The organism is Pseudomonas sp. NPDC089758 (assembly GCF_044748705.1).
Taxonomy (GTDB): domain Bacteria; phylum Pseudomonadota; class Gammaproteobacteria; order Pseudomonadales; family Pseudomonadaceae; genus Aquipseudomonas; species Aquipseudomonas putida_X.
Map to the genome: position 1 here is coordinate 325,242 of NZ_JBIVGN010000004.1, position 24,164 is coordinate 349,405.

Consider the following 24,164-nt stretch of genomic DNA (forward strand, 5'->3'; position numbering starts at 1 on the left):
CAGGCGGTGTTTGTGCAGGCGCTCAAGCGCCCAGTTCGCGTACCAGCGAGTCGCGGCTGATATCGCTGATCGACTTGGCGCCCGTGAGTACCATGGCCACGCGCATTTCCTTTTCGAACAGTTCGAGCAGGTTCTTCACCCCGGCCTGGCCGTGCACGGCAAGGGCCCAGAGGAAGGCGCGGCCGATCAGCACGGTGTCTGCACCCAGGGCGATCATGCGCACCACGTCCAGGCCACTGCGGATGCCGGAGTCGGCGAGGATTTTCAGGTTGCCTTTGACGGCGTCGGCAATCGCCGGCAACGCGCGGGCGCTGGACTGCACGCCGTCGAGTTGGCGGCCGCCGTGGTTGGAGACGACGATGCCGTCGGCCCCGAACTTGACCGCGTCCCGTGCGTCGTCGGCGTCGAGGATGCCTTTGATGATCATCGGGCCGTCCCAGAACTCGCGGATCCATTCCAGGTCCTTCCAGGAAATGGACGGGTCGAAGTTGTTACCCAGCCAGCCGATGTAGTCAGCAAGGCCGGTGGGGTTGCCGCGGTATTTGGAGATGTTGCCCAGGTCGTGCGGGCGGCCCATCACGCCAACGTCCCAGGCCCATTCGGGGTGGGTCATGGCCTGCAACACGCGGCGCATGGGCCCATTGGCGCCGCTCATGCCGGAGTGGGCATCACGGTAGCGGGCACCTGGCACCGGCATGTCGACGGTGAACACCAGGGTCTTGACCCCGGCAGCCTTGGCCCGCTCCAGCGCGTTGCGCATGAAGCCGCGGTCTTTGAGCACATACAGCTGGAACCACATCGGCCGGTCGATCGCCGGCGCCACTTCCTCGATCGGGCAGACCGACACGGTAGACATGGTGAACGGGATGCCGTGGGCGGCTGCCGCGCGGGCTGCCTGCACTTCGCCGCGGCGGGCGTACATACCGGTGAGGCCGACCGGGGCCAGGGCCACGGGCATGCTCAGAGTTTCGTCGAACAGCCGGGTTTCCAGGCTCAGTTCGGACATGTTCTTGAGCACCCGCTGGCGCAAGGCGATGCCGGCAAGGTCCGACACATTGTGGCGCAGGGTGTGCTCGGCGTACGCGCCGCCGTCGGCATAGTGGAAGAGGAAGGGGGGCAGCTTGCGTTGGGCCGCGGCGCGATAGTCGGTGGAGGCGGAAATGATCATGGATTCTCGCAGCGTGGGTTGAAGGAGACGCCGGGCGCTCGCTGGCGCCCGGCCCCTTTCACTTTAGTGATGAACCAGCATGCCGGTCAGCCAGTAGGCCTGGACCAGGGTGATCAGGCCGACGATGGTGGCGAAGAACAGGCTGTGCTTGACGGTGAAGCGGAACAGGTCGGACTCCTTGCCAACCAGGCCGGTGGCTGCGCAGGCCACGGCGATCGACTGCGGCGAGATCATCTTGCCGGTCACGCCGCCGCTGGTGTTGGCCGCTACCAGCAGGGTGTCGTTGACGCCGATCTGGTGGGCGGTGGTGGCCTGCAGCGAACCGAACAGGGCGTTGGACGAGGTGTCCGAGCCGGTGAGGAACACACCCAGCCAGCCCAGGAACGGCGAGAAGAATGGGAACGCAGCGCCAGTGCCGGCCAGGACCAGGGCCATGGTCGAAGACATGCCCGAATAGTTGGTGACGAAGGCGAAGGCCAGGACCATGCCGATGGAAAGGATCGGCCAGCGCAGTTCCCAGAAGGTCTCTTTGAAAGTGGTAAGACCAGTTTTGAAGTTGATCTTCAGCACGGCCATGGAGATCAGTGCAGACAGGAAGATCGCTGTGCCGGTGGCGGAGATCGGGTCGAGCTTGAACACCGCTGGCATGGCGGTCGGCGCGGCGACGATCGGCGCGGTCTTGATCACCAGTTGGTCGAGGTGCGGGATGGCGAAGTTGAACACGAAGTTGTACATCGCTCCGCCCGGGGCGAATGCTGCCTTGAACGGTTTCAGGGTCCAGATGGTGACCAGTACGGTGAGGATCAGGAATGGCGACCAGGCCTTGAAAATTTCACCAAAACTGTAAGGGCTCGGCTGGCTGCCGCCGCTGCTGACCACGGCGGCGCCGACGCTGCCTTTGGCTTCGGCGAACGAGCGCTTGGGTTGCCAGACTTTCAGGAACAGGGTCAGGGCCACCAGGCTGGCCAGGGCCGAGGTGATGTCTGGCAGTTCCGGGCCGATGAAGTTGGAGGTGAAGTACTGGGTGACGGCGAAGCTCAGGCCGGCCACCAGGGCTGCAGGCCAGGTTTCTTTGACGCCGCGCAGGCCGTCCATCATGAACACCAGCCAGAACGGCACGAACAACGACAGCAGCGGCAGCTGGCGGCCGGTCATGGCGCCGATGTGGAAGGCGTCGATGCCGGTCACCTGGCCGGCGACGATGATCGGGATGCCCAGGGCGCCGAACGCCACTGGGGCGGTGTTGGCGATCAGGCACAGGCCGGCTGCGTACAGCGGGTTGAAGCCCAGGCCCACCAGCAGGGCGGCAGTGATTGCCACGGGGGCGCCGAAGCCGGCCGCGCCTTCGAGGAAGGCCCCGAAGCAGAAGCCGATCAGCAGCACCTGCAGGCGCTGGTCGTCGGTGATCGACAGTACCGAGCTGCGGATGACCTCGAACTGGCCGCTCTTGACGGTGAGCTTGTACAGGAACACCGCGGCAACGATGATCCAGGCGATTGGCCAGAGGCCGTAGAGGAAGCCATAGCCTGCGGCAGCGAGGGCCATGTCGACCGGCATCTGGAAGGCGAAGATCGCTACCAGCATGGCTAATCCCAGGGTGATGCTGCCGGCGACGTGGCCTTTGAGGCGGAACACGGCGAGGGCCAGGAAGAAGAACACGATGGGTATGACCGCCGCCAATGCGGACAGGCCAAGGCTACCGAGCGGGGAATAGAGTTGTTGCCAGGTTTGCATATGGGGTGGCCCCTAATTGTTGTTGGTCAGGCACTGGCATTGGATAATTGGTAAGACCAATTTACAATGGCTGGACGCTAGGTTAAAAGCGCTGTGATGGGTGTGTCAATTTGTCCTGTGCAAAACTTTGGTCGTGTGCCGATGAGCGGGCGGCTGATGGGGTTTGAAAAACGTCGCCTGATGGGTGTCGGCGTGGCGTGGATCGGCGAGAATAGACGCCCCCTGAATTTTGCCGGGGGTTTGTGGAGAGCATGTGATGGTTTTTGATCAGGTCCGCCAGCGGCGCCTGTCCGACGACATCGTCGACCGGTTGGAAGGGATGATTCTCGAAGGCACGCTGACCTCGGGCCAGCGGCTGCCGGCCGAGCGCGCCCTGGCCGAGCAGTTCGGTGTGTCGCGCCCCTCACTGCGCGAGGCGATCCAGAAGCTGGTGGCCAAGGGATTGTTGGTCAGCCGGCAGGGGGGTGGTAACTATGTGGCCGAATCGCTCGGCTCAACCTTCAGCGACCCGTTGCTGCAACTGCTGGAGCACAGCGCCGAAGCGCAGCGCGATTTGCTGGAGTTCCGTCATACCCTGGAGGCGTCATGCGCCTATTACGCTGCCCAGCGCGCCACCGAGCCTGATCGCGCCCGGCTCAAGGCTGCATTCGACACCCTGCAGGACTGTTATGCCCGGGCTGACCAGGTTACCCGGGCAGAGGAGGGGGCAGCGGATGCGCGCTTCCACCTGGCGATTGCCGAGGCCAGCCACAATGCTGTGCTGCTGCATACCATTCGCGGGCTGTTCGACCTGCTCAAGCGCAATGTGGTGACCAATATCGGGGGCATGTACCAGCAGCGCACCGAGACGCGGGACATGCTGATCAGCCAGCACCGTGAGTTGTATCAGGCGATTGTCGAAGGCAGGGCGGACGATGCGCGGGAGGTGTCCAGCCGGCACATTCTGTATGTGCAGGAGGTGCTGGAAGAGGCGCAGAACGAAGCCCAGCGCGTAGCGCGGGCAGAGCGGCGCAGCGGGCGCTGAAGTTCGTGGCCCCCATCGCCGGCAAGCCGGCTTCCACAGGGGTTGCGCCAGCTTTTAGCAGTCGAGCAAGACAGTTGCTTCCACAGGCGCGTCACTGACCTGAAGCCAGTGGGCTGCCTGTGAAAGCCGGCTTTCCGGCGATAGAGGCGCTACAAAGCGAAGAAGCCTTTAGTCTTCCTTGCCCTTGTTGCGCACCGCACGCTGCAGCTCGCGGTTGGAATCGCGTTCGCGCACGGTGTCGCGCTTGTCGAATTCCTTCTTGCCCTTGCCAAGCGCAATCTCGCACTTGATCAGGTGCTTGCTCCAGTACAGCGCCAGGGCCACACAGGTGTAGCCCTTCTGCGCCACCGCAGCTTCCACACGCTCCAGCTCGCGCTTGTTCAGCAGCAGCTTGCGCGAGCGGATAGGGTCGGCGATGACGTGGGTGCTGGCAGTGGTCAGCGGGGTGATGTGGCTGCCGAACAGCCAGGCTTCGCCATCCTTGAGCAGCACGTAGCTGTCGGTCAGGTGCGCCTTGCCGGCCCGCAGGCTTTTTACTTCCCAACCGGACAGGACCAGCCCGGCCTCGAACTTGTGTTCGATGAAGTAATCGTGTCGCGCTTTTTTGTTTTGCGCGATGGTCCCGGTCGGATGTTTCTTTTGTTTAGCCATAGGGGCGGCATTATAGGCAAGTCACCACGTGGTCGGCTACGGGATTTCGGTGCGCTTGAGCCACCGCAATGAATACCGGACAATACAGGCCCTGTCTTACGCACAGGTTCTGTTTTTGGCACGCTGCGAAGCCCGCCACCCAGCCTTGGAAGTGACGCCTGGATGACTACCCATATTCAACGCTCCGCCCTGCTGCCGTACCCTGCCCAGGCGCTGTACGACCTGGTCAATGATGTAGCCAGCTACCCGCAGTTTTTGCCCTGGTGCTCGGCCTCGACGGTGCTCGAAGCCAGTGACACGCATATGCGGGCCAAGCTTGAGGTGGCCAAAGGGGGGATGAGCCAGCAGTTCGTGACCAGCAATGTGCTGGTGCCGGGGCAGTCCATCGAGATGAACCTGGAGGAAGGGCCGTTCACCCAGCTGCATGGCGTCTGGGTGTTCAAGGCGCTGGGCGAAAAAGCCTGCAAGATCAGCCTGGACCTGTCCTTCGATTACGCCGGGCCGATCGTGCGGGCCACCTTGGGGCCGCTTTTCAATCAGGCTGCCAATACATTGGTGGATGCGTTCTGCCAGCGTGCCAAGCAGCTCAATAGCTGATGCTGCCAAGCCACCAGGCACAAAAAAGCCCGGAATGATCCGGGCTTTTTTTCGCCTGCAATTTATTGTGGCGAAGTATCCAGTGGGGCGGGTGTCGGCACCGGTGTGGTCTGGATGGTGTCGATCTCGCGCTGGATGGATTCTTCCACAGAGCCAGGCTTGGCCGGCTTCTCTTCCGGCTGCGATGCTGGCTGGCCTGGCTCGGTGGCCGGGCTGACAGTGGTATCGCTGCTGCCGCCCAGGATTTCCTGGTCGCGGCTCACCCCTGGCATGAAGTCGCCAGACAGGCTGACCAGCTGGTCGCTGTCATTGAAGAAGATGCTCATGCGTTCCTGTTGGCGTTGGCCGCCACCAGGCTGCAGGCTGTACAGGTAGTCCCAACGATTGGTGTTGAAAGTATCCTGGAGCAGAGGGTTGCCCATGATAAACCTTACTTGCCGGCGGGTCATTCCGGGGCGTAATTGGTCTATCATGTCTTGCGTAACGACATTGCCCTGCTGGATGTCGATTTTGTAAACCCCGGGAAACGAGCAACCGGCGAGTGCGAGCAGTCCCACGAAGGTGAGGCTGGTTAGCAAGTGCTTGGTGTTGTTTTGCATCGGTGGGCGACTTCCACTATCTTGGCTGGACAACGTAAACCCCGATCATACCCGTATTAAGAGAAGCTGCGAAGCAGCATCGGCGAGAAAGCTGACCATGGTTGAAAATAGCGAACTGCGCAAAGCCGGTCTCAAGGTGACACTGCCTCGAGTCAAGATCCTTCAGATGCTCGATTCGACCGAGCAACGTCACATGAGCGCCGAGGATGTCTACAAGGCGCTGATGGAGGCTGGCGAGGACGTCGGTCTTGCAACCGTTTATCGCGTACTCACCCAGTTCGAGGCTGCTGGGCTGGTGGTGCGTCACAACTTCGATGGCGGTCACGCAGTTTTCGAGCTGGCGGACGGCGGTCACCACGACCATATGGTCAACGTGGAGACCAGTGAAGTCATCGAATTCATGGATGCCGAAATCGAGCGGCGCCAAAAAGAGATCGTGGCCGAGCATGGCTACGAGCTGGTGGACCACAACCTGGTCCTCTACGTGCGTAAGAAAAAGTAACGATTTCGGTCGTTATGGACAGCAAAGGCGACCCTAGGGTCGCCTTTGTGCTTTGTGCCGCAGGGATAACTGCTGGAGCCGGCTGCAGGCAGCCTCACGCCTTGCCGGACACCACCATCTTGCGTGCATGCGCCAGCGATTCCTTGGTCAGGTCGATACCGCCCAGCATCCGCGCCACCTCCTCGACCCGCTCGCGCTTGCCAAGGTTGGCCACGGCAGTGTGCGTTGTGTCGCTGTTGCGCACCTTGTGCACGAACAAATGATGATGCCCTTGCGCCGCGACCTGAGGCAGGTGGGTGACGGTCAGCACCTGGCCGCGTTCACCGAGGCGGCGCAACAGCTGGCCGACGATCTCGGCCGTCGGCCCACCGATACCCACATCAACTTCGTCGAAGACCAGCGTCGGGATGCGTGAGGTTTGCGCCGTGATGACCTGAATCGCCAGGCTGATCCGTGACAGTTCACCGCCCGAGGCCACTTTGGCCAACGCTTTGAGCGGCTGCCCGGGGTTGGCGCTGACCAGCAGTTCTATCTGCTCAAGGCCGTGTGGCGACAGGTCGTTGCTTTGGTTGGGTGTGAGTTCGATGCAGAACCGCCCGCCAGGCATGCCCAGGCGCTGGATCTCTTGTTCGACCGCGACGGCGAGCTGTTTGGCGGCCTGTTGGCGCAAGGCGCTCAGCTCGGTTGCCTTTTCCTGATAATGCTTGGCATAGGCGGACAGTTCCTCACCCAGGCGCTCTATGGATTCGTCGCTGGCATTCAGGCCTTCGAGCTCCTCAAGCAGTTGCTGCTGCAGGTGGGGCAGTTCGGTCGGGTGCACACGGTGTTTGCGTGCCAGGGTGTAGATGGTGTCGAGGCGCTCTTCCAGGGCCTGCAGGCGCATGGGGTCGGCGTCGAAGTTGTCGAGGAAGCGGTTGAGTTCGCCTACGGCTTCTTCTATCTGGATCTGTGCGCTGGCGATGAGGTTGGCGGCTTCACCCAGTGCCTTGGGCGTATTGGCTGCGGCGCCCAGGCGGTTGAGGCTGGAGGTGAGGGCGCCGAGCACATTGCCCGAGTCGCTTTCGCTGCACTGGTCGATGACCTGGCGGCAGATGCCGAACAGGGCCTCGGCGTTGGTGAGGTTCTTGTGTTCCTGTTCCAACTGCTCCAGTTCGTTCTCACCCAGGCCAAGGTTGTCGAGCTCTTCGAGCTGATAGCTGAGCAGCTGGTGGCGGGCGCGCTGCTCATCGCCGGAGTTGGACAGGTGCTCCAGCTCCAGGCGGGTCTGGTTCCAGCGCTTGGCGGCCAGCTGAACCTGACGGGACAGGTCGATGGCACCGGCATATTCGTCGAGCAGGCGGCGGTGGGTGTCGGTCTTGAGCAGCGACTGGTGCTCATGCTGGCTGTGGATGTCGATCAGCAGTTCACCGAGCGCCTTCAGGTCACCCAGCGGGCAGGGCGTACCGTTTATGTAGCCGCGGCTGCGGCCTTCGGCCGTGATCACGCGGCGCAGGATGCACGGGCCGCCGTCGTCCAGGTCGCGATCGGCCAGCCAGGTGTGCGCTTCGGGGATATCCACCAGGTCGAAGGTGGCCAGGATGTCCGCCTTGTCTGCGCCAGGGCGCACCACGCCGCTGTCGGCACGATCACCCAGGGCCAGGCCGAGGGCGTCGAGCATGATCGATTTGCCTGCGCCGGTTTCGCCGGTGATGACGGACATGCCGCGGGCGAGTTCGAGATCGAGGTGTTCGACGATGGCGTAGTTGTGAATGGACAGGTGCACCAGCATGGGGCGGCTCCCGAAAAGTCAGGTCTGGTTATTTATACAGTACTTTTTTCGGCCCTGCCAATGCCTGCTCGCAGTTTCCATCGTCGACCCAAAACCGCTTTGCCCCTTGAAGCTGATTTTTCCGGCCCCATATAGCCGGCAGACACGGCGAGCTTTGCTCGTACTACAGAGATTGCGGAGGAGAGACCCCATGGCTGACGAACAGCTGAATGAGAAAGACCTTAACGCCGAAGAGGCAGGTGCAGTGGATAACGGCGCCCGCGTTCAAGAGCTCGAGGAGCAGCTGGCCGCCGCCAAGGATCAGTCCCTGCGTGCCGTCGCCGACCTGCAGAACGTGCGCCGCCGCGCCGAGCAGGATGTCGAGAAGGCGCACAAGTTCGCCCTGGAAAAATTCGCCGGCGACCTGCTGCCTGTGATCGACAGCCTTGAGCTGGCCCTGGCGCACTCCAGCGCTGAGGATGAACAGGTCAAGAAGATCCGTGAAGGCGTCGAACTGACCCTCAAGATGTTCCAGGACACCCTCAAGCGTTACAACCTCGAAGCCATCGACCCGCACGGCCAGCCGTTCAACGCCGAGCACCATCAGGCCATGGCCATGCAGGAAAGCGCCGAGGTAGAGCCCAACAGCGTGCTGAACGTGTTCCAGAAGGGCTACCTGCTCAATGGCCGCCTGCTGCGCCCTGCCATGGTAGTGGTCAGCAAGGCGCCGAGCGCGCCGCAGCCTTCGATCGATGAAAAGGCTTGAAATCCGTCGGGGCATCCCCATCTAGGTGTCAAGCCTTCAAGTATTACCGCAGTTGGCCAAAGTAGTCGCTGCAACCAAATTCAAGTTTCGGGAGAGTAAACATGGGCAAAATCATCGGTATCGACCTGGGGACCACCAACTCGTGCGTCTCCATTCTGGAAAACGGTAACGTCAAGGTCATCGAAAACGCCGAAGGTGCGCGTACCACCCCTTCGATCGTGGCCTACGCCAATGACGGCGAAATCCTGGTTGGCCAGTCGGCCAAGCGCCAGGCCGTCACCAACCCGCACAACACCCTGTTCGCAGTGAAGCGCCTCATTGGCCGCCGCTTCGAAGAAGATGTCGTGCAGAAAGACATCAAGCTGGTGCCGTACAAGATCGTCAAGGCTAACAACGGTGACGCCTGGGTCGAAGCTTCCGGCAAGGAAATGGCGCCGCCGCAGATCAGCGCCGAAGTCCTGAAAAAGATGAAGAAGACTGCCGAAGACTACCTCGGCGAGCCAGTCACCGAAGCGGTCATCACCGTTCCGGCCTACTTCAACGACAGCCAGCGTCAGGCCACCAAAGACGCCGGCCGCATCGCGGGCCTGGACGTAAAACGCATCATCAACGAGCCGACCGCTGCTGCGCTGGCCTATGGCATGGACAAAGCCAAGGGCGACCACACCGTCATCGTTTATGACCTGGGTGGTGGTACCTTCGACGTATCGGTCATCGAAATCGCCGAAGTCGACGGTGAGCACCAGTTCGAAGTACTGGCCACCAACGGCGACACCTTCCTGGGTGGCGAAGACTTCGACATGCGCCTGATCGACTACCTCGTCGACGAGTTCAAGAAAGAGTCGGGCATGGACCTGAAGAACGACCCTCTGGCCCTGCAGCGTCTGAAAGAAGCCGCGGAAAAGGCCAAGATCGAACTGTCCTCGGCCCAGTCGACCGACGTTAACCTGCCGTACATCACTGCAGACGCGACCGGTCCGAAACACCTGAACGTGAAAATCTCCCGCGCCAAGCTGGAGTCGCTGGTCGAAGACTTGGTCAACCGTACCATCGAGCCTTGCCGCATCGCCCTGAAAGACGCAGGCATCGACGCCAGCAAGATCGACGACGTGATCCTGGTCGGTGGCCAGACCCGTATGCCGCTGGTTCAGAAGGCCGTAGCCGACTTCTTCGGTAAGGAAGCTCGCAAGGACGTCAACCCGGACGAAGCAGTCGCCATGGGCGCTGCCATCCAGGGTGCCGTACTGGCCGGTGACGTGAAAGACGTGCTGCTGCTGGACGTCAGCCCGCTGACCCTGGGTATCGAAACCATGGGCGGCGTGATGACCCCGCTGATCGAGAAGAACACTACCATTCCGACCAAGAAGTCGCAGGTGTTCTCGACTGCTGACGACAACCAGGGCGCAGTGACCATTCACGTGCTGCAGGGTGAGCGCAAGCAAGCCTCGCAGAACAAGTCGCTGGGCAAGTTCGACCTGGCTGACATCCCGCCAGCACCGCGTGGTGTTCCGCAGATCGAAGTGACCTTCGACATTGACGCCAACGGCATCCTGCACGTCGGCGCCAAAGACAAGGCCACCGGCAAGACCCAGTCGATCGTGATCAAGGCCAACTCCGGTCTGTCCGACGAAGAGATCGAAAAAATGGTGCGTGACGCCGAGGCCAATGCCGAGGAAGACCGCAAGTTCGAAGAGCTGGCCGCTGCCCGTAACCAGGGTGACGCGCTGGTTCACTCGACCCGCAAGATGGTCGCTGACGCCGGTGACAAGGTCACTGCCGAAGAGAAGACTGCCATCGAAGCGGCCGTGGTTGCCCTGGAAGCCGCTGTCAAAGGCGACGACAAGGCTGCCATCGATGCCAAGGTCGAGGAGCTGTCCAAGGTCTCCGCGCCGGTAGCGCAGAAGATGTACGCCGAGCAGTCGGCCGAACAGCCTCAGGGCGGCGCTCAGCAGCAGGCCGAACCGGAAGCCAAGCACGATGACGTGGTTGACGCCGAGTTCGAAGAAGTGAAAGGCGACGACAAGAAGTAATCGTTGCATGTTGTCGGCCAGCTCACCGTCGTTTGGCGGTGAGCTGGTAGGATGTCGCCGCGCGGGGGCTTGCTCCCGCGTTGGCGTATCTGGAATTCGAGAATTTTTTACAGCATTTGTCTGGGCCGCATCGGGTCTTCAGGCGGGTGCTGACGGCGCGGCGCGGATGCCGAACGCCCAACAAGGTGCAAATGACCTATGTCCAAGCGTGATTATTATGAGGTCCTGGGTGTCGAGCGCGGCGCCAGTGAAGCAGACCTGAAAAAGGCTTATCGCCGCCTGGCGATGAAGTACCACCCGGACCGCAACCCGGGCGACAAAGAGTCCGAAGACAAGTTCAAGGAGGCCAACGAGGCCTACGAAGTGCTGTCTGATGCGAGCAAGCGGGCCGCGTTCGACCAGTATGGCCACGCCGGTGTCGACCCGAGCATGGGTGGCGGCGGTGCAGGCTTTGGTGGCGCCAACTTCTCCGACATCTTTGGCGATGTGTTCAGTGACTTCTTCGGTGGTGGGCGTGGCGGTGGTCGTGGTGGCGCTGCGCGCGGCAGCGACCTGCGCTACACCCTGGAGCTGAACCTGGAAGAAGCCGTGCGCGGCACCACGGTCAGTATTCGTGTGCCGACGCTGGTCAATTGCCAGTCCTGTGACGGCAGCGGTGCGAAGAAGGGTTCTACGCCATCGACCTGCCCGACGTGCGGCGGCATTGGCCAAGTGCGCATGCAGCAGGGCTTCTTCTCTGTGCAGCAGACCTGTCCACGCTGCCATGGCCAGGGCAAGATCATCACCGACCCTTGCAATGCTTGCCACGGTGAAGGCCGCGTCGAGGAATACAAGACCCTGTCGGTCAAGGTGCCAGCCGGCGTCGACACGGGTGACCGTATCCGCCTGTCCGGCGAAGGCGAAGCGGGCACTCACGGTGGCCCGACTGGCGACCTTTACGTGGTGATCAACGTGCGTGAGCACGAGATTTTCCAGCGTGACGGCAAGCACCTCTACTGCGAAGTGCCCATCAGCTATACCGATGCCGCTCTGGGTGGCGAGCTGGAAGTGCCGACCCTCGATGGTCGTGTGAAGCTCAAGATCCCGGAAGGCACTCAGACCGGCAAGCAGTTCCGCCTGCGTGGCAAGGGTGTGGCACCGGTGCGTGGTGGTGGTGCGGGTGACCTGCTGTGCCGCGTTGCGGTCGAGACCCCGGTCAACCTCAGCCGTCGCCAGCGTGAACTGCTCGAAGAGCTGCGCGACTCGCTCGAAGGCGACAGCTCCCACTCGCCCAAGGCCAATGGCTGGTTCGATGGCGTGAAGCGCTTCTTCGGCGATCTCTGACAAGGAACAGGCTATGCGACGTATTGCAGTGATGGGCGCGGCAGGGCGGATGGGCAAAACCCTGATCGAAGCTGTGCAGCAAACCCCAGGTGCCGGGCTGACCGCGGCGATCGATCGCCCAGACAGCTCGCTGGTCGGGGCGGATGCCGGTGAGTTGGCGGCCCTTGGCCGTATCGGTGTGCCGCTGTCGGATGACCTGGCCAAGGTTGCCGACGATTTCGATGTGCTGATCGACTTCACTCACCCTTCGGTGACCCTGAAGAACCTGGCGTTCTGCCGTAAGCATGGCAAGGCCATGATCATCGGCACCACTGGTTTCACCAGCGACGAGAAGCTGCTGTTGGCCGAGGCGGGCAAGGACATCCCGATCGTCTTCGCCGCCAACTTCAGCGTAGGCGTCAACCTCAGCCTGAAGTTGCTGGACATGGCCGCGCGGGTGCTGGGCGATGATGTCGACATCGAGATCATCGAGGCGCACCACCGGCACAAGGTCGATGCGCCGTCAGGCACTGCGCTGCGCATGGGTGAGGTGGTGGCCAACGCACTGGGCCGTGACCTTCAGGAAGTGGCGGTGTATGGCCGTGAGGGCCAGACGGGGGCGCGTGATCGCAAGACCATCGGCTTCGCCACCGTGCGTGCCGGCGATGTGGTCGGTGATCACACCGTGCTGTTCGCCGCAGAAGGTGAGCGCCTGGAAATCACCCACAAGGCTTCCAGCCGCATGACCTTCGCCAAGGGTGCGGTGCGTGCCGCGCTGTGGCTGGATGGGCGTGAGGCGGGCTTGTACGACATGCAGGATGTGCTGGAATTGCGCTGAGTCTTGCAGCGACTGTGATGGCCCTATCGCCGGCAAGCCGGCTCCCACAAGGGATTGTGTGGGCTTTTAGGGTTGAGCAAGGCAGCTGCCACCACGAGGGGTTGCGTTGGCTTTTGGAAATTGAGCGACGCAGCTGCTCCCGCAGGGGATTGCAAACCTTCCGGTTGGTGCAGTCCAACATGTGGGAGCCGGCTTGCCGGCGATGGGGTGCAAGGCACCCCCTGTCGCAATCATGTGTTTTAGAGGCACATTTGCGGTAGACCAAAAAAGCACTTTTCTGTAAGCTACAGCTTTAGTGTGTCCACTAAAAGCGCGCAGCGAATTGAATTCAGCACATAAAAGCGGGGTGACGTGTCCATACGTCACTCCGCTTTTTTGCAACCTGCGATCGCCCTTTCATGCTTGATTTACGGGAGGTCTTCTTGACAAAGCCAGCCATACTCGCCCTTGCCGACGGCAGTATTTTTCGCGGTGAAGCCATCGGAGCCGACGGTCAGACCGTTGGTGAGGTGGTATTCAACACCGCTATGACCGGCTACCAGGAAATCCTTACAGACCCTTCCTACGCGCAGCAAATCGTTACCCTGACTTACCCGCACATTGGCAACACCGGTACCACGCCGGAAGATGCCGAGTCGAACCGCGTCTGGTCCGCCGGCCTGGTCATCCGTGACCTGCCGCTGCTGGCCAGCAACTGGCGTAACACCCAGTCGCTGCCTGACTACCTCAAGGCCAACAATGTCGTTGCCATCGCCGGCATCGACACCCGTCGCCTGACCCGTATCCTGCGTGAAAAGGGCGCTCAGAACGGCTGCATTCTGGCTGGTGACAACATCAGCGAAGAAGCCGCCATCGCCGCGGCCCGCGCCTTCCCCGGCCTCAAGGGCATGGACCTGGCCAAGGTCGTTTCCACCAAGGAGCGTTACGAGTGGCGCTCCAGCGTGTGGGAGCTGAAAACCGACAGCCACCCGACCCTCGAAGCCTCCGAGCTGCCGTACCACGTTGTCGCCTTCGACTACGGCGTCAAGCTGAACATCCTGCGCATGTTGGTCGCCCGCGGCTGCCGCGTGACCGTGGTGCCTGCCCAGACCCCGGCCAGCGAAGTGCTCGCGCTCAACCCGGACGGCGTGTTCCTGTCCAACGGCCCTGGTGATCCGGAGCCATGCGACTACGCCATCCAGGCGATCAAAGAGATCCTCGAAACCGAGATCCCGGTGTTTGGCATCTGCCTCGGCCACCAGCTGCTGGCCCTGGCCTCCGGCGCCAAGACCGTGAAAATGGGCCACGGCCACCACGGTGCCAACCACCCGGTCCAGGACCTGGACACCGGCGTGGTCATGATCACCAGCCAGAACCACGGTTTCGCCGTAGACGAAGCCACCCTGCCGGGTAACGTCCGCGCCATCCACAAGTCGCTGTTCGACGGCACCCTGCAGGGTATCGAGCGTACCGACAAGAGCGCGTTCAGCTTCCAGGGCCACCCTGAAGCGAGCCCGGGCCCGACCGACGTCGCGCCACTGTTCGATCGTTTCACCGATGCCATGGCCAAGCGCCGCTGAGCATCCTGCTTCAAGGCCCCGGGCCGGCACCTGCCGCGCCCGGCCGCGCCTGACCCAGATTGTTCAAAGCGGCTTGCCGACTGACCCCGGATTTGAGTGACCACCATGCCAAAACGTACAGACATCAAAAGCATCCTGATTCTCGGCGCTGGCCCGATCGTGATCGGCCAGGCCTGCGAATTTGACTACTCCGGCGCCCAGGCTTGTAAAGCCCTGCGCGAGGAAGGTTTCCGCGTCATCCTGGTGAACTCCAACCCAGCCACCATCATGACCGACCCGGCCATGGCCGACGCCACCTACATCGAGCCGATCAAGTGGCAGTCGGTGGCCAAGATCATCGAAAAAGAGCGCCCGGACGCCGTATTGCCGACCATGGGTGGCCAGACCGCACTGAACTGCGCCCTGGACCTGGAGCGCCACGGCGTGCTGGAGAAGTTCGGCGTAGAGATGATCGGTGCCAACGCCGACACCATCGACAAGGCCGAAGACCGTTCGCGCTTCGACAAGGCCATGAAGGACATCGGCCTGGAGTGCCCGCGCTCCGGTATCGCCCACAGCATGGAAGAGGCCAATGCGGTCCTTGAGAAGCTTGGCTTCCCCTGCATCATCCGCCCGTCGTTCACCATGGGTGGCACCGGCGGTGGTATCGCTTACAACCGTGAAGAGTTCGAAGAAATCTGCACCCGTGGTCTGGACCTGTCGCCGACCAAAGAGCTGCTGATCGACGAATCGCTGATCGGCTGGAAAGAGTACGAGATGGAAGTGGTCCGCGACAAAAAGGACAACTGCATCATCGTCTGCTCGATCGAAAACTTCGACCCGATGGGCGTGCACACCGGTGACTCCATCACCGTGGCGCCAGCGCAGACCCTGACCGACAAGGAATACCAGATCATGCGCAACGCCTCGCTGGCGGTGCTGCGTGAAATTGGCGTTGAAACCGGTGGTTCCAACGTGCAGTTCGGTATCTGCCCGAACACTGGCCGCATGGTCGTGATCGAAATGAACCCGCGTGTTTCGCGTTCCTCGGCGCTGGCTTCCAAGGCAACGGGCTTCCCGATCGCCAAGATCGCCGCCAAGCTGGCCATTGGTTACACCCTCGACGAACTGCAGAACGACATCACGGGCGGCCGTACCCCGGCGTCCTTCGAGCCGTCGATCGACTACGTCGTCACCAAGCTGCCACGCTTCGCCTTCGAGAAATTCCCGAAAGCCGACGCCCGCCTGACCACCCAGATGAAGTCCGTGGGTGAAGTCATGGCCATCGGCCGTACCTTCCAGGAGTCCCTGCAGAAAGCCCTGCGCGGCCTGGAAGTCGGTGCTTGCGGCCTGGACCCGAAAGTCGACCTGGCCAGCCCTGAAGCCGCCAGCATCCTCAAGCGCGAGCTGACCGTGCCGGGCGCCGAGCGTATCTGGTACGTGGCTGACGCCATGCGTTCGGGTATGACCTGCGAAGAGATCTTTGCCCTGACCGGCATCGACATGTGGTTCCTGGTGCAGATGGAAGACCTGATCAAGGAAGAAGAGAAGGTCAAGACCCTGGCCCTGTCGGCGATCGACAAGGACTACATGCTGCGCCTCAAGCGCAAGGGCTTCTCGGACCAGCGTCTGGCCAAGCTGCTCGGCATCACCGACAAGAACCTGCGCCGTCACCGCCACAAGCTGGAAGTGTTCCCGGTTTACAAGCGCGTCGACACCTGCGCTGCCGAGTTCGCCACCGATACCGCCTACCTGTACTCCACCTATGAGGAAGAGTGCGAGGCCAACCCGTCGACCCGCGACAAGATCATGATCCTGGGTGGCGGCCCGAACCGTATCGGCCAAGGCATCGAGTTCGACTATTGCTGCGTGCACGCGGCACTGGCACTGCGTGAAGACGGTTACGAGACCATCATGGTCAACTGCAACCCGGAAACCGTCTCCACCGACTACGACACCTCCGACCGTCTGTACTTCGAGCCATTGACCCTGGAAGACGTGCTGGAAGTCTGCCGCGTCGAGAAGCCCAAGGGCGTCATCGTCCACTACGGCGGCCAGACCCCGCTGAAACTGGCGCGCGCCCTGGAAGAGGCCGGCGTACCGATCATCGGTACCAGCCCGGACGCCATCGACCGTGCCGAAGACCGTGAGCGCTTCCAGCAGATGGTTCAGCGCCTGAACCTGCTGCAGCCGCCAAACGCCACCGTGCGCAGCGAAGAAGAAGCCATCCGTGCCGCGGGCGGTATCGGTTACCCGCTGGTGGTGCGCCCGTCCTACGTACTGGGCGGCCGCGCGATGGAGATCGTCTACGAACTGGACGAGCTCAAGCGCTACCTGCGTGAAGCGGTGCAGGTGTCCAACGACAGCCCGGTACTGCTCGACCACTTCCTCAACTGCGCCATCGAGATGGATGTGGATGCGGTCTGCGACGGCACCGACGTTGTCATCGGCGCGATCATGCAGCACATCGAACAGGCCGGTGTTCACTCCGGTGACTCGGCGTGCTCGCTGCCGCCTTACTCGCTGAGCAAGGACGTGCAGGACCAGGTTCGCGACCAGGTGCGCAAGATGGCACTGGAGCTGGGCGTGGTTGGCCTGATGAACGTGCAGCTGGCCTTGCAGGGCGACAAGATCTACGTGATCGAAGTCAACCCGCGCGCCTCGCGTACCGTGCCGTTCGTGTCCAAGTGCATCGGCACCTCCCTGGCGATGATCGCTGCCCGCGTCATGGCTGGCAAAACCCTGAAAGAGCTGGGCTTCACCCAGGAAATCATCCCGAACTTCTACAGCGTCAAGGAAGCCGTCTTCCCGTTCGCCAAGTTCCCGGGGGTTGACCCGATCCTCGGCCCTGAGATGAAATCGACGGGTGAAGTCATGGGTGTCGGTGACAGCTTCGGTGAAGCGTTCGCCAAGGCCCAGATGGGTGCCAGCGAAGTGCTGCCAACGGGCGGTACCGCGTTCATCAGCGTACGTGACGACGACAAGCCGCAAGTGGCTGGCGTTGCCCGCGACCTGATCGCCCTGGGCTTTGAAGTGGTCGCTACTGCAGGTACTGCCAAGGTCATCGAGGCGGCGGGCCTGAAAGTGCGCCGCGTGAACAAGGTGACCGAAGGTCGTCCGCACGTGGTCGACATGATCAAGAACGACGAAGTGTCGTTGATCATCAACACCACCGAAGGCCGTCAGTCGATTGCCGACTCCTATTCGATTCGCCGCAATGCGTTGCAGCACAAGATCTACTGCACCACGACCATTGCGGCTGGTGAAGCCATCTGCGAAGCGCTGAAATTCGGCCCTGAAAAGACCGTTCGTCGCTTGCAGGATCTGCATGCAGGACTTAAAGCATGAGCATTACCAAGTATCCGATGACCGTTCAGGGCGCTCGCGCCCTGGAAGAGGAACATCTGTTCCTGAGCAAGACCGAGCGCCCGCGCCTGAGTCAGGCCATTGGCGAAGCGCGCGAACTGGGCGACCTCAAGGAAAATGCCGAATACCATGCCGCCCGTGAGGAGCAGGGCATGGTCGAGGCGCGTATCCGCGACATCGAAGGCCGTCTGCAGAACTCGGTAGTGATCGATGTGACCACTATTCCTCACACCGGCAAGGTGATTTTCGGTACTACTGTGGTGCTGGCCAACACTGAAACCGATGAAGAGGTGAGCTACCAGATCGTTGGCGAGGATGAAGCCGACGTGAAGCAAGGCAAGCTCTCGAGTGGCGCACCGATCGCCCGTGCCATCATCGGCAAGGAAGAAGGTGATACTGTCGTCGTCAAGACGCCAAGCGGCTCGGTCGAGTACGAGATTGTCGAAGTCAAGCACATCTGACCGGCGCCAGCGGGCGCCATCCCTTGAGGGGATCCTCTGGCAGCTGGCCCAGGTTTTCTGGGTCGGTGGCCTTTGGGTGTTCCATGTGGGGCTGGTGCCTGCGCTCAAGGTCAGTGGCCTGGCGCCCTTGCTGGTACAGGACATCGCCGGGCAGATCGACCGTTGGTTGATAGGTGTGGCGATGCTCGGGCTGCTGACGCAGCTGGCGGTGCTGGCGAGGGTCGATGGCCTGGCTGCCTGGTGGCGGCAATTCCGTGGCCAGATGCTGTTGCTGGGCTTTGCGGCCTGCGTGGGGTACTACACCTTGCGCTACGGTATCTCGGTCGGCGAGCGCTGGCAGATGTTCTGTTTCCTGGTGCTGGGGTTTTCCGGCATCGTGCTGGTCGCTCAACCGGTACCGGTCAGGGCGCGTCAAGCGCGCCACTGAGCGGCGCCACCGTTACTTGTAACGGTGGATGTTGGACAGCTGCTTGTTCGGCTGCGGGTTCTTGCGGTAGATCAGCGCTTTCTTGCCGATGGTCTGCACCAGCTCGGCGCGGCCTTGCTTGCACAGCTCTGCGATGGTCTCGGCGCGCTCTTCGCGATCTTCCGAGCGAATTTCGACCTTGATCAGCTCATGGTCGGCCAGGGCGCGGTCCAGTTCAGCGATCACGCCTTCATTCAAACCGTTGCCAGCAACGATCAGGACCGGTTTCAGGTCATGACCAATGGATTTGTATTGCTTCTTCTGCTCGTTATTGAGCGGCATAATCTGACCCTTTCCGTCTGATTCTGTAAAATTGACGGGCATTTTACCCGAGGGCCTGTGGCTCCGCCCAGTCAAACACGACGCATATCATCGAGGTGCCCCGTGGTACAACGTTCCAAAAGCAGCGCCAACTGGCTGCGAGAGCATTTTAACGACCCTTTTGTTAAGCAGGCGCAGAAGGATGGCTACCGTTCGCGCGCAAGCTACAAACTGCTGGAGATCCAGGAGAAGGACCGCCTGATCCGTCCCGGCATGAGCGTGATCGACCTCGGCGCAGCCCCTGGCGGTTGGTCGCAGGTGACCAGTCGTCTGATTGGTGGCCAAGGCCGCCTGATCGCTTCCGACATTCTGGAAATGGACTCGATCCCTGACGTTACCTTCATTCAGGGCGACTTCACCCAGGATGAAGTGCTGCAACAGATTCTCGACGCGGTCGGTGATTCGCACGTAGACCTTGTGATTTCCGACATGGCCCCCAATATGAGTGGTACGCCTGAAGTGGACATGCCACGTGCGATGTTCCTCTGTGAGTTGGCCCTGGACCTGGCAACACGTGTACTCAAGCCCGGTGGTGATTTTCTCATCAAGATTTTCCAGGGCGAAGGCTTTGACATGTACCTGAAGGATGTTCGCACCAAGTTCGACAAGGTGCAGATGCGCAAGCCGTCGTCTTCGCGGGACCGCTCGCGTGAACAGTACCTGCTGGGTAGGGGTTTCAAGGGCGCTTGAATGGCGTGCTGCGGGGTGGTCGATAGTTATTTCCAATCGGCCGCCCCGTCTGGATTGTCCGAACTTCGTGTAGTCTAGATTTCACAAAGGGTTACAGACGGTGCCTGCGGTTGCGTAGGTAATGTAGTAAGTTAGGGCGATGAATATCATGCGAGGCACGGCTGCGTCGTGCGCCGGCCTCAGAGGGTAGCGAATTGAACGACATGGCAAAGAATCTGATCCTGTGGTTGATCATCGCAGCTGTCCTGGTGACGGTGATGAACAACTTCTCCAGCCCTAACGAGCCGCAGACCCTCAACTACTCCGACTTCATCCAGCAGGTCAAGGATGGCAAGGTCGAGCGTGTTACCGTCGATGGCTACATCATTACCGGCAAGCGCTCCGATGGCGACAGCTTCAAGACCGTTCGCCCGGCCATTACCGATAACGGCCTGATCGGCGACCTGGTCGACAATAATGTGGTCGTCGAAGGCAAGCAGCCTGAGCAGCAGAGCATCTGGACTCAGCTTTTGGTGGCGAGCTTCCCGATCCTGGTGATCATCGCCGTGTTCATGTTCTTCATGCGCCAGATGCAGGGCGGTGCAGGCGGCAAGGGCGGGCCGATGAGCTTCGGCAAGAGCAAGGCGCGCCTGTTGTCCGAAGACCAGGTCAAGACCACCCTGGCCGACGTCGCAGGTTGCGACGAGGCCAAGGAAGAAGTCGGCGAGCTGGTCGAGTTCCTGCGCGACCCGGGCAAGTTCCAGCGTCTGGGCGGGCGCATCCCGCGTGGCGTGTTGATGGTTGGCCCACCGGGTACCGGTAAGACCTTGCTGGCCAAGGCCATTGCCGGCGAAGCCAAGGTGCCTTTCTTCACCATCTCCGGTTCGGACTTCGTCGAGATGTTCGTCGGTGTGGGCGCCAGCCGTGTGCGCGACATGTTCGAGCAGGCCAAAAAGCACGCCCCATGCATCATCTTCATCGACGAGATCGACGCCGTTGGTCGCCACCGTGGCGCCGGCATGGGCGGTGGTCACGACGAGCGTGAGCAGACCCTCAACCAGTTGCTGGTCGAGATGGACGGCTTTGAAATGAACGATGGCATCATCGTCATCGCCGCCACCAACCGTCCGGATGTACTGGACCCGGCCTTGCTGCGTCCTGGCCGTTTCGACCGCCAGGTGGTGGTCGGCCTGCCGGACATCCGTGGTCGTGAGCAGATCCTCAAGGTCCACATGCGCAAGGTGCCGATCGGCGAAAACGTCAACCCGGCGGTCATTGCCCGCGGTACGCCAGGCTTCTCCGGTGCTGACCTTGCCAACCTGGTCAACGAAGCTTCGCTGTTCGCGGCCCGCTCCAACAAGCGCCTGGTCGAGATGAAAGAGTTCGAGTTGGCCAAAGACAAGATCATGATGGGCGCCGAGCGCAAGACCATGGTCATGTCCGAGAAGGAAAAACAGAACACCGCTTACCACGAGGCCGGTCACGCCATTGTCGGTCGTCTGGTGCCTGAGCATGACCCGGTCTACAAGGTCTCGATCATTCCGCGCGGTCGCGCCCTGGGTGTGACCATGTTCCTGCCCGAAGAAGACCGCTACAGCCTGTCCAAGCGTGCGCTGATCAGCCAGATCTGCTCGCTGTACGGTGGCCGTATCGCCGAGGAAATGACCTTGGGCTTCGACGGCGTCACCACCGGTGCCTCGAACGACATCATGCGCGCCAGCCAGATTGCCCGGAACATGGTCACCAAGTGGGGCCTGTCCGAGAAGCTCGGCCCGCTGATGTATGCCGAAGAAGAGGGCGAGGTCTTCCTCGGCCGCAGCGCCGGTAGCCAGCACGCCAGTGTTTCCGGTGAAACTGCCAAGCTGATCGATTCGGAGGTGCGCAGCATCATCGACCAGTGCTATGCCACTGCCAAGCAGCTGCTGACCGACAACCGCGACAAGCTCGACGCCATGGCCGAAGCACTGATGAAGTACGAGACCATCGACGCCGACCAGATCGACGACATCATGTCCGGTCGTACGCCTCGCGAACCGCGTGACTGGGACGACGATAAGACTTCGGGCACGCCTGCTGCCCAGAATGATCGCCCTGAATCGCCGATCGGCGGCCCAGCGGCTCAACACTAAGGGCATCTATGAGCTCTAAGCTGTACCCGACCCGGTTGCCTTGCGGCAACCGGGTTCTTGATTTGTCCCGTACCCATGTCATGGGTATCCTCAATATCACCCCTGATTCCTTCTCTGATGGCGGGCGCTTCAGTCAGCGCGACGAGGCCCTGCGTCATGCAGAAGCCATGGTTGCGGCAGGCGCGACGCTGATCGACATCGGCGGCGAGTCGACTCGCCCGGGTGCCCGTGCGGTGTCGGTCACCGAGGAGCTCGAGCGTGTGGCACCTATGGTCGAGGCGATCAACAGTCGCCTTGATGTGGTCATTTCGGTCGATACCTCCACGCCTGCCGTCATGCGTGAGTCGGCCCGCCTCGGTGCTGGCCTGATCAACGACGTGCGTGCACTGGAACGTGATGGTGCCCTCGATGCCGCGGCAGATACCGGGCTGCCGGTGTGCCTGATGCACATGCGCGGTGAGCCGGGGAACATGCAGGACGACCCGCATTACGAGGATGTGACTGCTGACGTAACGCGCTATCTTGAACAGCGGATGGCGGCTTGCGCAGCGGCGGGAATCGGTGCCGAACGCATCATCCTGGACCCAGGTTTCGGCTTCGCCAAGACACTGGCGCATAACCTGAGCCTGTTCAAACATATGGAAGCGCTCTACAGCCTCGGTCGCCCGTTGCTGGTGGGGGTTTCACGCAAGAGCATGATCGGCCTGACGCTGGATCGTCCGGTCGGCGAGCGGCTGTACGGCAGCCTCGCGCTTGCGGCATTGGCCATGACCAAGGGTGCCAGCATTCTGCGCGTCCATGATGTGGCCGAGACCGCCGATGTGGTGCGCATGATCGCTGCGGTACAGAACGCCGAATAAGAACATTGGAGTCCCTATGAGCAGAAAATACTTTGGTACCGACGGCATCCGTGGCCGCGTCGGCGAATACCCGATCACCCCCGACTTCATGCTCAAGCTGGGCTGGGCGGCGGGCATGGCCTTCCGCAAGCAAGGTAACTGCCGCGTGCTGGTGGGCAAAGACACGCGTATTTCCGGTTACATGTTCGAGTCCGCGCTCGAGGCGGGCCTTTCTGCTGCAGGTGCTGACGTCTTGCTGCTCGGGCCGATGCCGACCCCGGCCATCGCCTACCTGACCCGTACCTTCCATGCTGAAGCGGGTATTGTCATCAGTGCTTCGCACAACCCGCACGATGACAACGGTATCAAGTTCTTCTCGGGCCAGGGCACCAAGCTGCCCGACGAAATCGAGCTGATGATCGAGGAGCTTCTTGACCAGCCGATGACGGTGGTCGACTCCAGCAAGCTGGGCAAGGTTTCGCGCATCAACGATGCCGCTGGCCGCTACATAGAGTTTTGCAAGAGCAGTGTGCCGACCAGCACCGGTTTCGAAGGCCTCAAGCTGGTGGTGGACTGCGCCCATGGGGCGACCTACAAAGTCGCGCCGAGCGTGTTCCGTGAGCTGGGTGCCGACGTGACGGTGCTGCATGCGCAGCCTGACGGCCTGAACATCAATGAAAACTGCGGTTCGACCCATATCGAGTCGCTGCAGGCGGCAGTACTGGTCGGCCACGCCGACTTGGGTATCGCCTTCGATGGTGACGGTGACCGGGTGTTGATGGTCGACCATACCGGCGCGATCGTCGATGGCGACGAGCTGCTGTTCATCATTGCCCGGGACCTGCACGAGCGGGGCAAGTTGCAGGGTGGTGTGGTCGGTACGCTGATGAGTAACCTGGGCCTGGAGCTTGCGCTCAAGGACCTGGACATACCCTTCGTGCGGGCCAAGGTTGGCGACCGCTACGTCATGGCCGAGCTGCTCGAGCGCGGCTGGCTGGTGGGGGGTGAAAACTCTGGGCATGTCGTGTGCTGCAACCACACCACCACCGGTGATGCGATCATTGCCGCACTGCAGGTACTGCTGGCGCTCAAGCGCCGCGGCGAGACCTTGGCGCAGGCTCGCCAGGCCTTGCGCAAGTGCCCGCAGGTGCTGATCAATGTGCGCTTTGGCGCGAGCAAGGTCGACCCCCTGGAGCATCCGGCCGTCAAGGAGGCCAGTGCCAAGGTCACTGACGACATGGCGGGGCGTGGGCGTGTGCTGTTGCGCAAGTCGGGCACCGAGCCGTTGGTGCGGGTGATGGTTGAAGGTGACGACGAAAGCCAGGTGCGCACGCATGCCGAAGCCCTGGCCAAGCTGGTCGCTGAAGTTTGTGTCTGAATTGGGCTTGCCAGCGCAGATCTGGTTGGGTAAGATCTG

At 61.6% G+C, this 24,164-nt stretch carries 21 protein-coding genes; 15 read left to right on the forward strand and 6 right to left on the reverse strand.

Annotated features, from left to right (window positions below; translation table 11 throughout):
• Nucleotides 1-22: 22 nt before the first annotated feature.
• Both lldD and ACIPZH_RS07975 read right to left on the reverse strand, forming a co-directional pair.
• Entirely contained in the window at nt 23-1,168 is a 1,146-nt protein-coding gene (gene lldD / locus ACIPZH_RS07970; protein ID WP_400635842.1) for an FMN-dependent L-lactate dehydrogenase LldD, read from the reverse strand.
• A 63-nt stretch (nt 1,169-1,231) separates the two neighbouring features.
• Nucleotides 1,232-2,902: a lactate permease LctP family transporter gene (locus ACIPZH_RS07975; RefSeq protein ID WP_400635844.1), complete on the reverse strand. Its 1,671-nt coding sequence runs from the start codon at nt 2,900-2,902 to the stop codon at nt 1,232-1,234.
• A 256-nt stretch (nt 2,903-3,158) separates the two neighbouring features.
• Between ACIPZH_RS07975 and ACIPZH_RS07980 the strand changes: the two genes are divergently transcribed.
• Nucleotides 3,159-3,926 (forward strand): FCD domain-containing protein, encoded by a 768-nt coding sequence (locus ACIPZH_RS07980; protein WP_012312632.1) that lies wholly within the window; start codon nt 3,159-3,161, stop codon nt 3,924-3,926.
• Nucleotides 3,927-4,094: 168 nt separating this feature from the next.
• On the opposite strand, the gene smpB is transcribed toward ACIPZH_RS07980, so the two are convergent.
• On the reverse strand, nt 4,095-4,577 hold the full coding sequence (gene smpB, locus ACIPZH_RS07985; protein ID WP_012312633.1) for an SsrA-binding protein SmpB: 483 nt from the start codon (nt 4,575-4,577) through the stop codon (nt 4,095-4,097).
• Nucleotides 4,578-4,739: 162 nt separating this feature from the next.
• Between smpB and ACIPZH_RS07990 the strand changes: the two genes are divergently transcribed.
• Nucleotides 4,740-5,174 carry a type II toxin-antitoxin system RatA family toxin gene (locus ACIPZH_RS07990; RefSeq protein WP_241803861.1) on the forward strand — a complete coding sequence of 145 codons (435 nt, stop codon included), beginning with the start codon at nt 4,740-4,742 and terminating at the stop codon, nt 5,172-5,174.
• A 62-nt stretch (nt 5,175-5,236) separates the two neighbouring features.
• On the opposite strand, the gene ACIPZH_RS07995 is transcribed toward ACIPZH_RS07990, so the two are convergent.
• Entirely contained in the window at nt 5,237-5,773 is a 537-nt protein-coding gene (locus ACIPZH_RS07995; RefSeq protein WP_241803860.1) for an outer membrane protein assembly factor BamE, read from the reverse strand.
• Between the two features lie 97 nt (nt 5,774-5,870).
• On the opposite strand from ACIPZH_RS07995, the gene fur reads away from it, so the two are divergent.
• Nucleotides 5,871-6,275: a ferric iron uptake transcriptional regulator gene (fur, locus tag ACIPZH_RS08000; RefSeq protein ID WP_008096237.1), complete on the forward strand. Its 405-nt coding sequence runs from the start codon at nt 5,871-5,873 to the stop codon at nt 6,273-6,275.
• 94 nt (nt 6,276-6,369) lie between these two features.
• Here the strand turns inward: fur and recN are convergent, their stop codons facing one another.
• On the reverse strand, nt 6,370-8,043 hold the full coding sequence (recN, locus tag ACIPZH_RS08005) for a DNA repair protein RecN (protein ID WP_349975268.1): 1,674 nt from the start codon (nt 8,041-8,043) through the stop codon (nt 6,370-6,372).
• 190 nt (nt 8,044-8,233) lie between these two features.
• On the opposite strand from recN, the gene grpE reads away from it, so the two are divergent.
• From grpE to ACIPZH_RS08045, 8 genes are all read left to right on the forward strand, one after another.
• Complete coding sequence (gene grpE / locus ACIPZH_RS08010) at nt 8,234-8,788, forward strand: nucleotide exchange factor GrpE (protein WP_012312638.1); 555 nt, start codon at nt 8,234-8,236, stop codon at nt 8,786-8,788.
• Between the two features lie 101 nt (nt 8,789-8,889).
• Nucleotides 8,890-10,818, forward strand: coding sequence for a molecular chaperone DnaK (gene dnaK, locus ACIPZH_RS08015; protein ID WP_012312639.1), 1,929 nt, complete (start codon nt 8,890-8,892; stop codon nt 10,816-10,818).
• Between the two features lie 198 nt (nt 10,819-11,016).
• Nucleotides 11,017-12,141 carry a molecular chaperone DnaJ gene (gene dnaJ / locus ACIPZH_RS08020; protein ID WP_400629881.1) on the forward strand — a complete coding sequence of 375 codons (1,125 nt, stop codon included), beginning with the start codon at nt 11,017-11,019 and terminating at the stop codon, nt 12,139-12,141.
• A gap of 13 nt (nt 12,142-12,154) precedes the next feature.
• Nucleotides 12,155-12,958: a 4-hydroxy-tetrahydrodipicolinate reductase gene (dapB, locus tag ACIPZH_RS08025; RefSeq protein ID WP_241803856.1), complete on the forward strand. Its 804-nt coding sequence runs from the start codon at nt 12,155-12,157 to the stop codon at nt 12,956-12,958.
• A 422-nt stretch (nt 12,959-13,380) separates the two neighbouring features.
• Entirely contained in the window at nt 13,381-14,517 is a 1,137-nt protein-coding gene (gene carA, locus ACIPZH_RS08030; RefSeq protein WP_241803855.1) for a glutamine-hydrolyzing carbamoyl-phosphate synthase small subunit, read from the forward strand.
• 105 nt (nt 14,518-14,622) lie between these two features.
• A complete protein-coding gene (gene carB / locus ACIPZH_RS08035; RefSeq protein WP_241803854.1) occupies nt 14,623-17,844 on the forward strand; it encodes a carbamoyl-phosphate synthase large subunit in 3,222 nt (1,073 codons plus the stop codon).
• Nucleotides 17,841-18,323 carry a transcription elongation factor GreA gene (gene greA, locus ACIPZH_RS08040; RefSeq protein WP_012312644.1) on the forward strand — a complete coding sequence of 161 codons (483 nt, stop codon included), beginning with the start codon at nt 17,841-17,843 and terminating at the stop codon, nt 18,321-18,323. The genes carB and greA overlap by 4 nt, the downstream gene beginning before the upstream one ends.
• Nucleotides 18,301-18,750 carry an MFS transporter gene (locus ACIPZH_RS08045; RefSeq protein ID WP_241803853.1) on the forward strand — a complete coding sequence of 150 codons (450 nt, stop codon included), beginning with the start codon at nt 18,301-18,303 and terminating at the stop codon, nt 18,748-18,750. The genes greA and ACIPZH_RS08045 overlap by 23 nt, the downstream gene beginning before the upstream one ends.
• Nucleotides 18,751-18,762: 12 nt before the next feature.
• Here the strand turns inward: ACIPZH_RS08045 and yhbY are convergent, their stop codons facing one another.
• Nucleotides 18,763-19,071: a ribosome assembly RNA-binding protein YhbY gene (yhbY, locus tag ACIPZH_RS08050; RefSeq protein ID WP_241803852.1), complete on the reverse strand. Its 309-nt coding sequence runs from the start codon at nt 19,069-19,071 to the stop codon at nt 18,763-18,765.
• A gap of 102 nt (nt 19,072-19,173) precedes the next feature.
• Between yhbY and rlmE the strand changes: the two genes are divergently transcribed.
• From rlmE to glmM, 4 genes are all read left to right on the forward strand, one after another.
• A complete protein-coding gene (gene rlmE, locus ACIPZH_RS08055) occupies nt 19,174-19,800 on the forward strand; it encodes a 23S rRNA (uridine(2552)-2'-O)-methyltransferase RlmE (RefSeq protein ID WP_241803851.1) in 627 nt (208 codons plus the stop codon).
• A 203-nt stretch (nt 19,801-20,003) separates the two neighbouring features.
• Nucleotides 20,004-21,908 (forward strand): ATP-dependent zinc metalloprotease FtsH, encoded by a 1,905-nt coding sequence (gene ftsH / locus ACIPZH_RS08060; protein WP_241803850.1) that lies wholly within the window; start codon nt 20,004-20,006, stop codon nt 21,906-21,908.
• 8 nt (nt 21,909-21,916) lie between these two features.
• Nucleotides 21,917-22,768, forward strand: a complete 852-nt coding sequence (gene folP / locus ACIPZH_RS08065; protein ID WP_046788151.1) for a dihydropteroate synthase — start codon at nt 21,917-21,919, stop codon at nt 22,766-22,768.
• 16 nt (nt 22,769-22,784) lie between these two features.
• Nucleotides 22,785-24,125, forward strand: coding sequence for a phosphoglucosamine mutase (gene glmM / locus ACIPZH_RS08070; RefSeq protein ID WP_241803848.1), 1,341 nt, complete (start codon nt 22,785-22,787; stop codon nt 24,123-24,125).
• Nucleotides 24,126-24,164 lie beyond the last annotated feature (39 nt).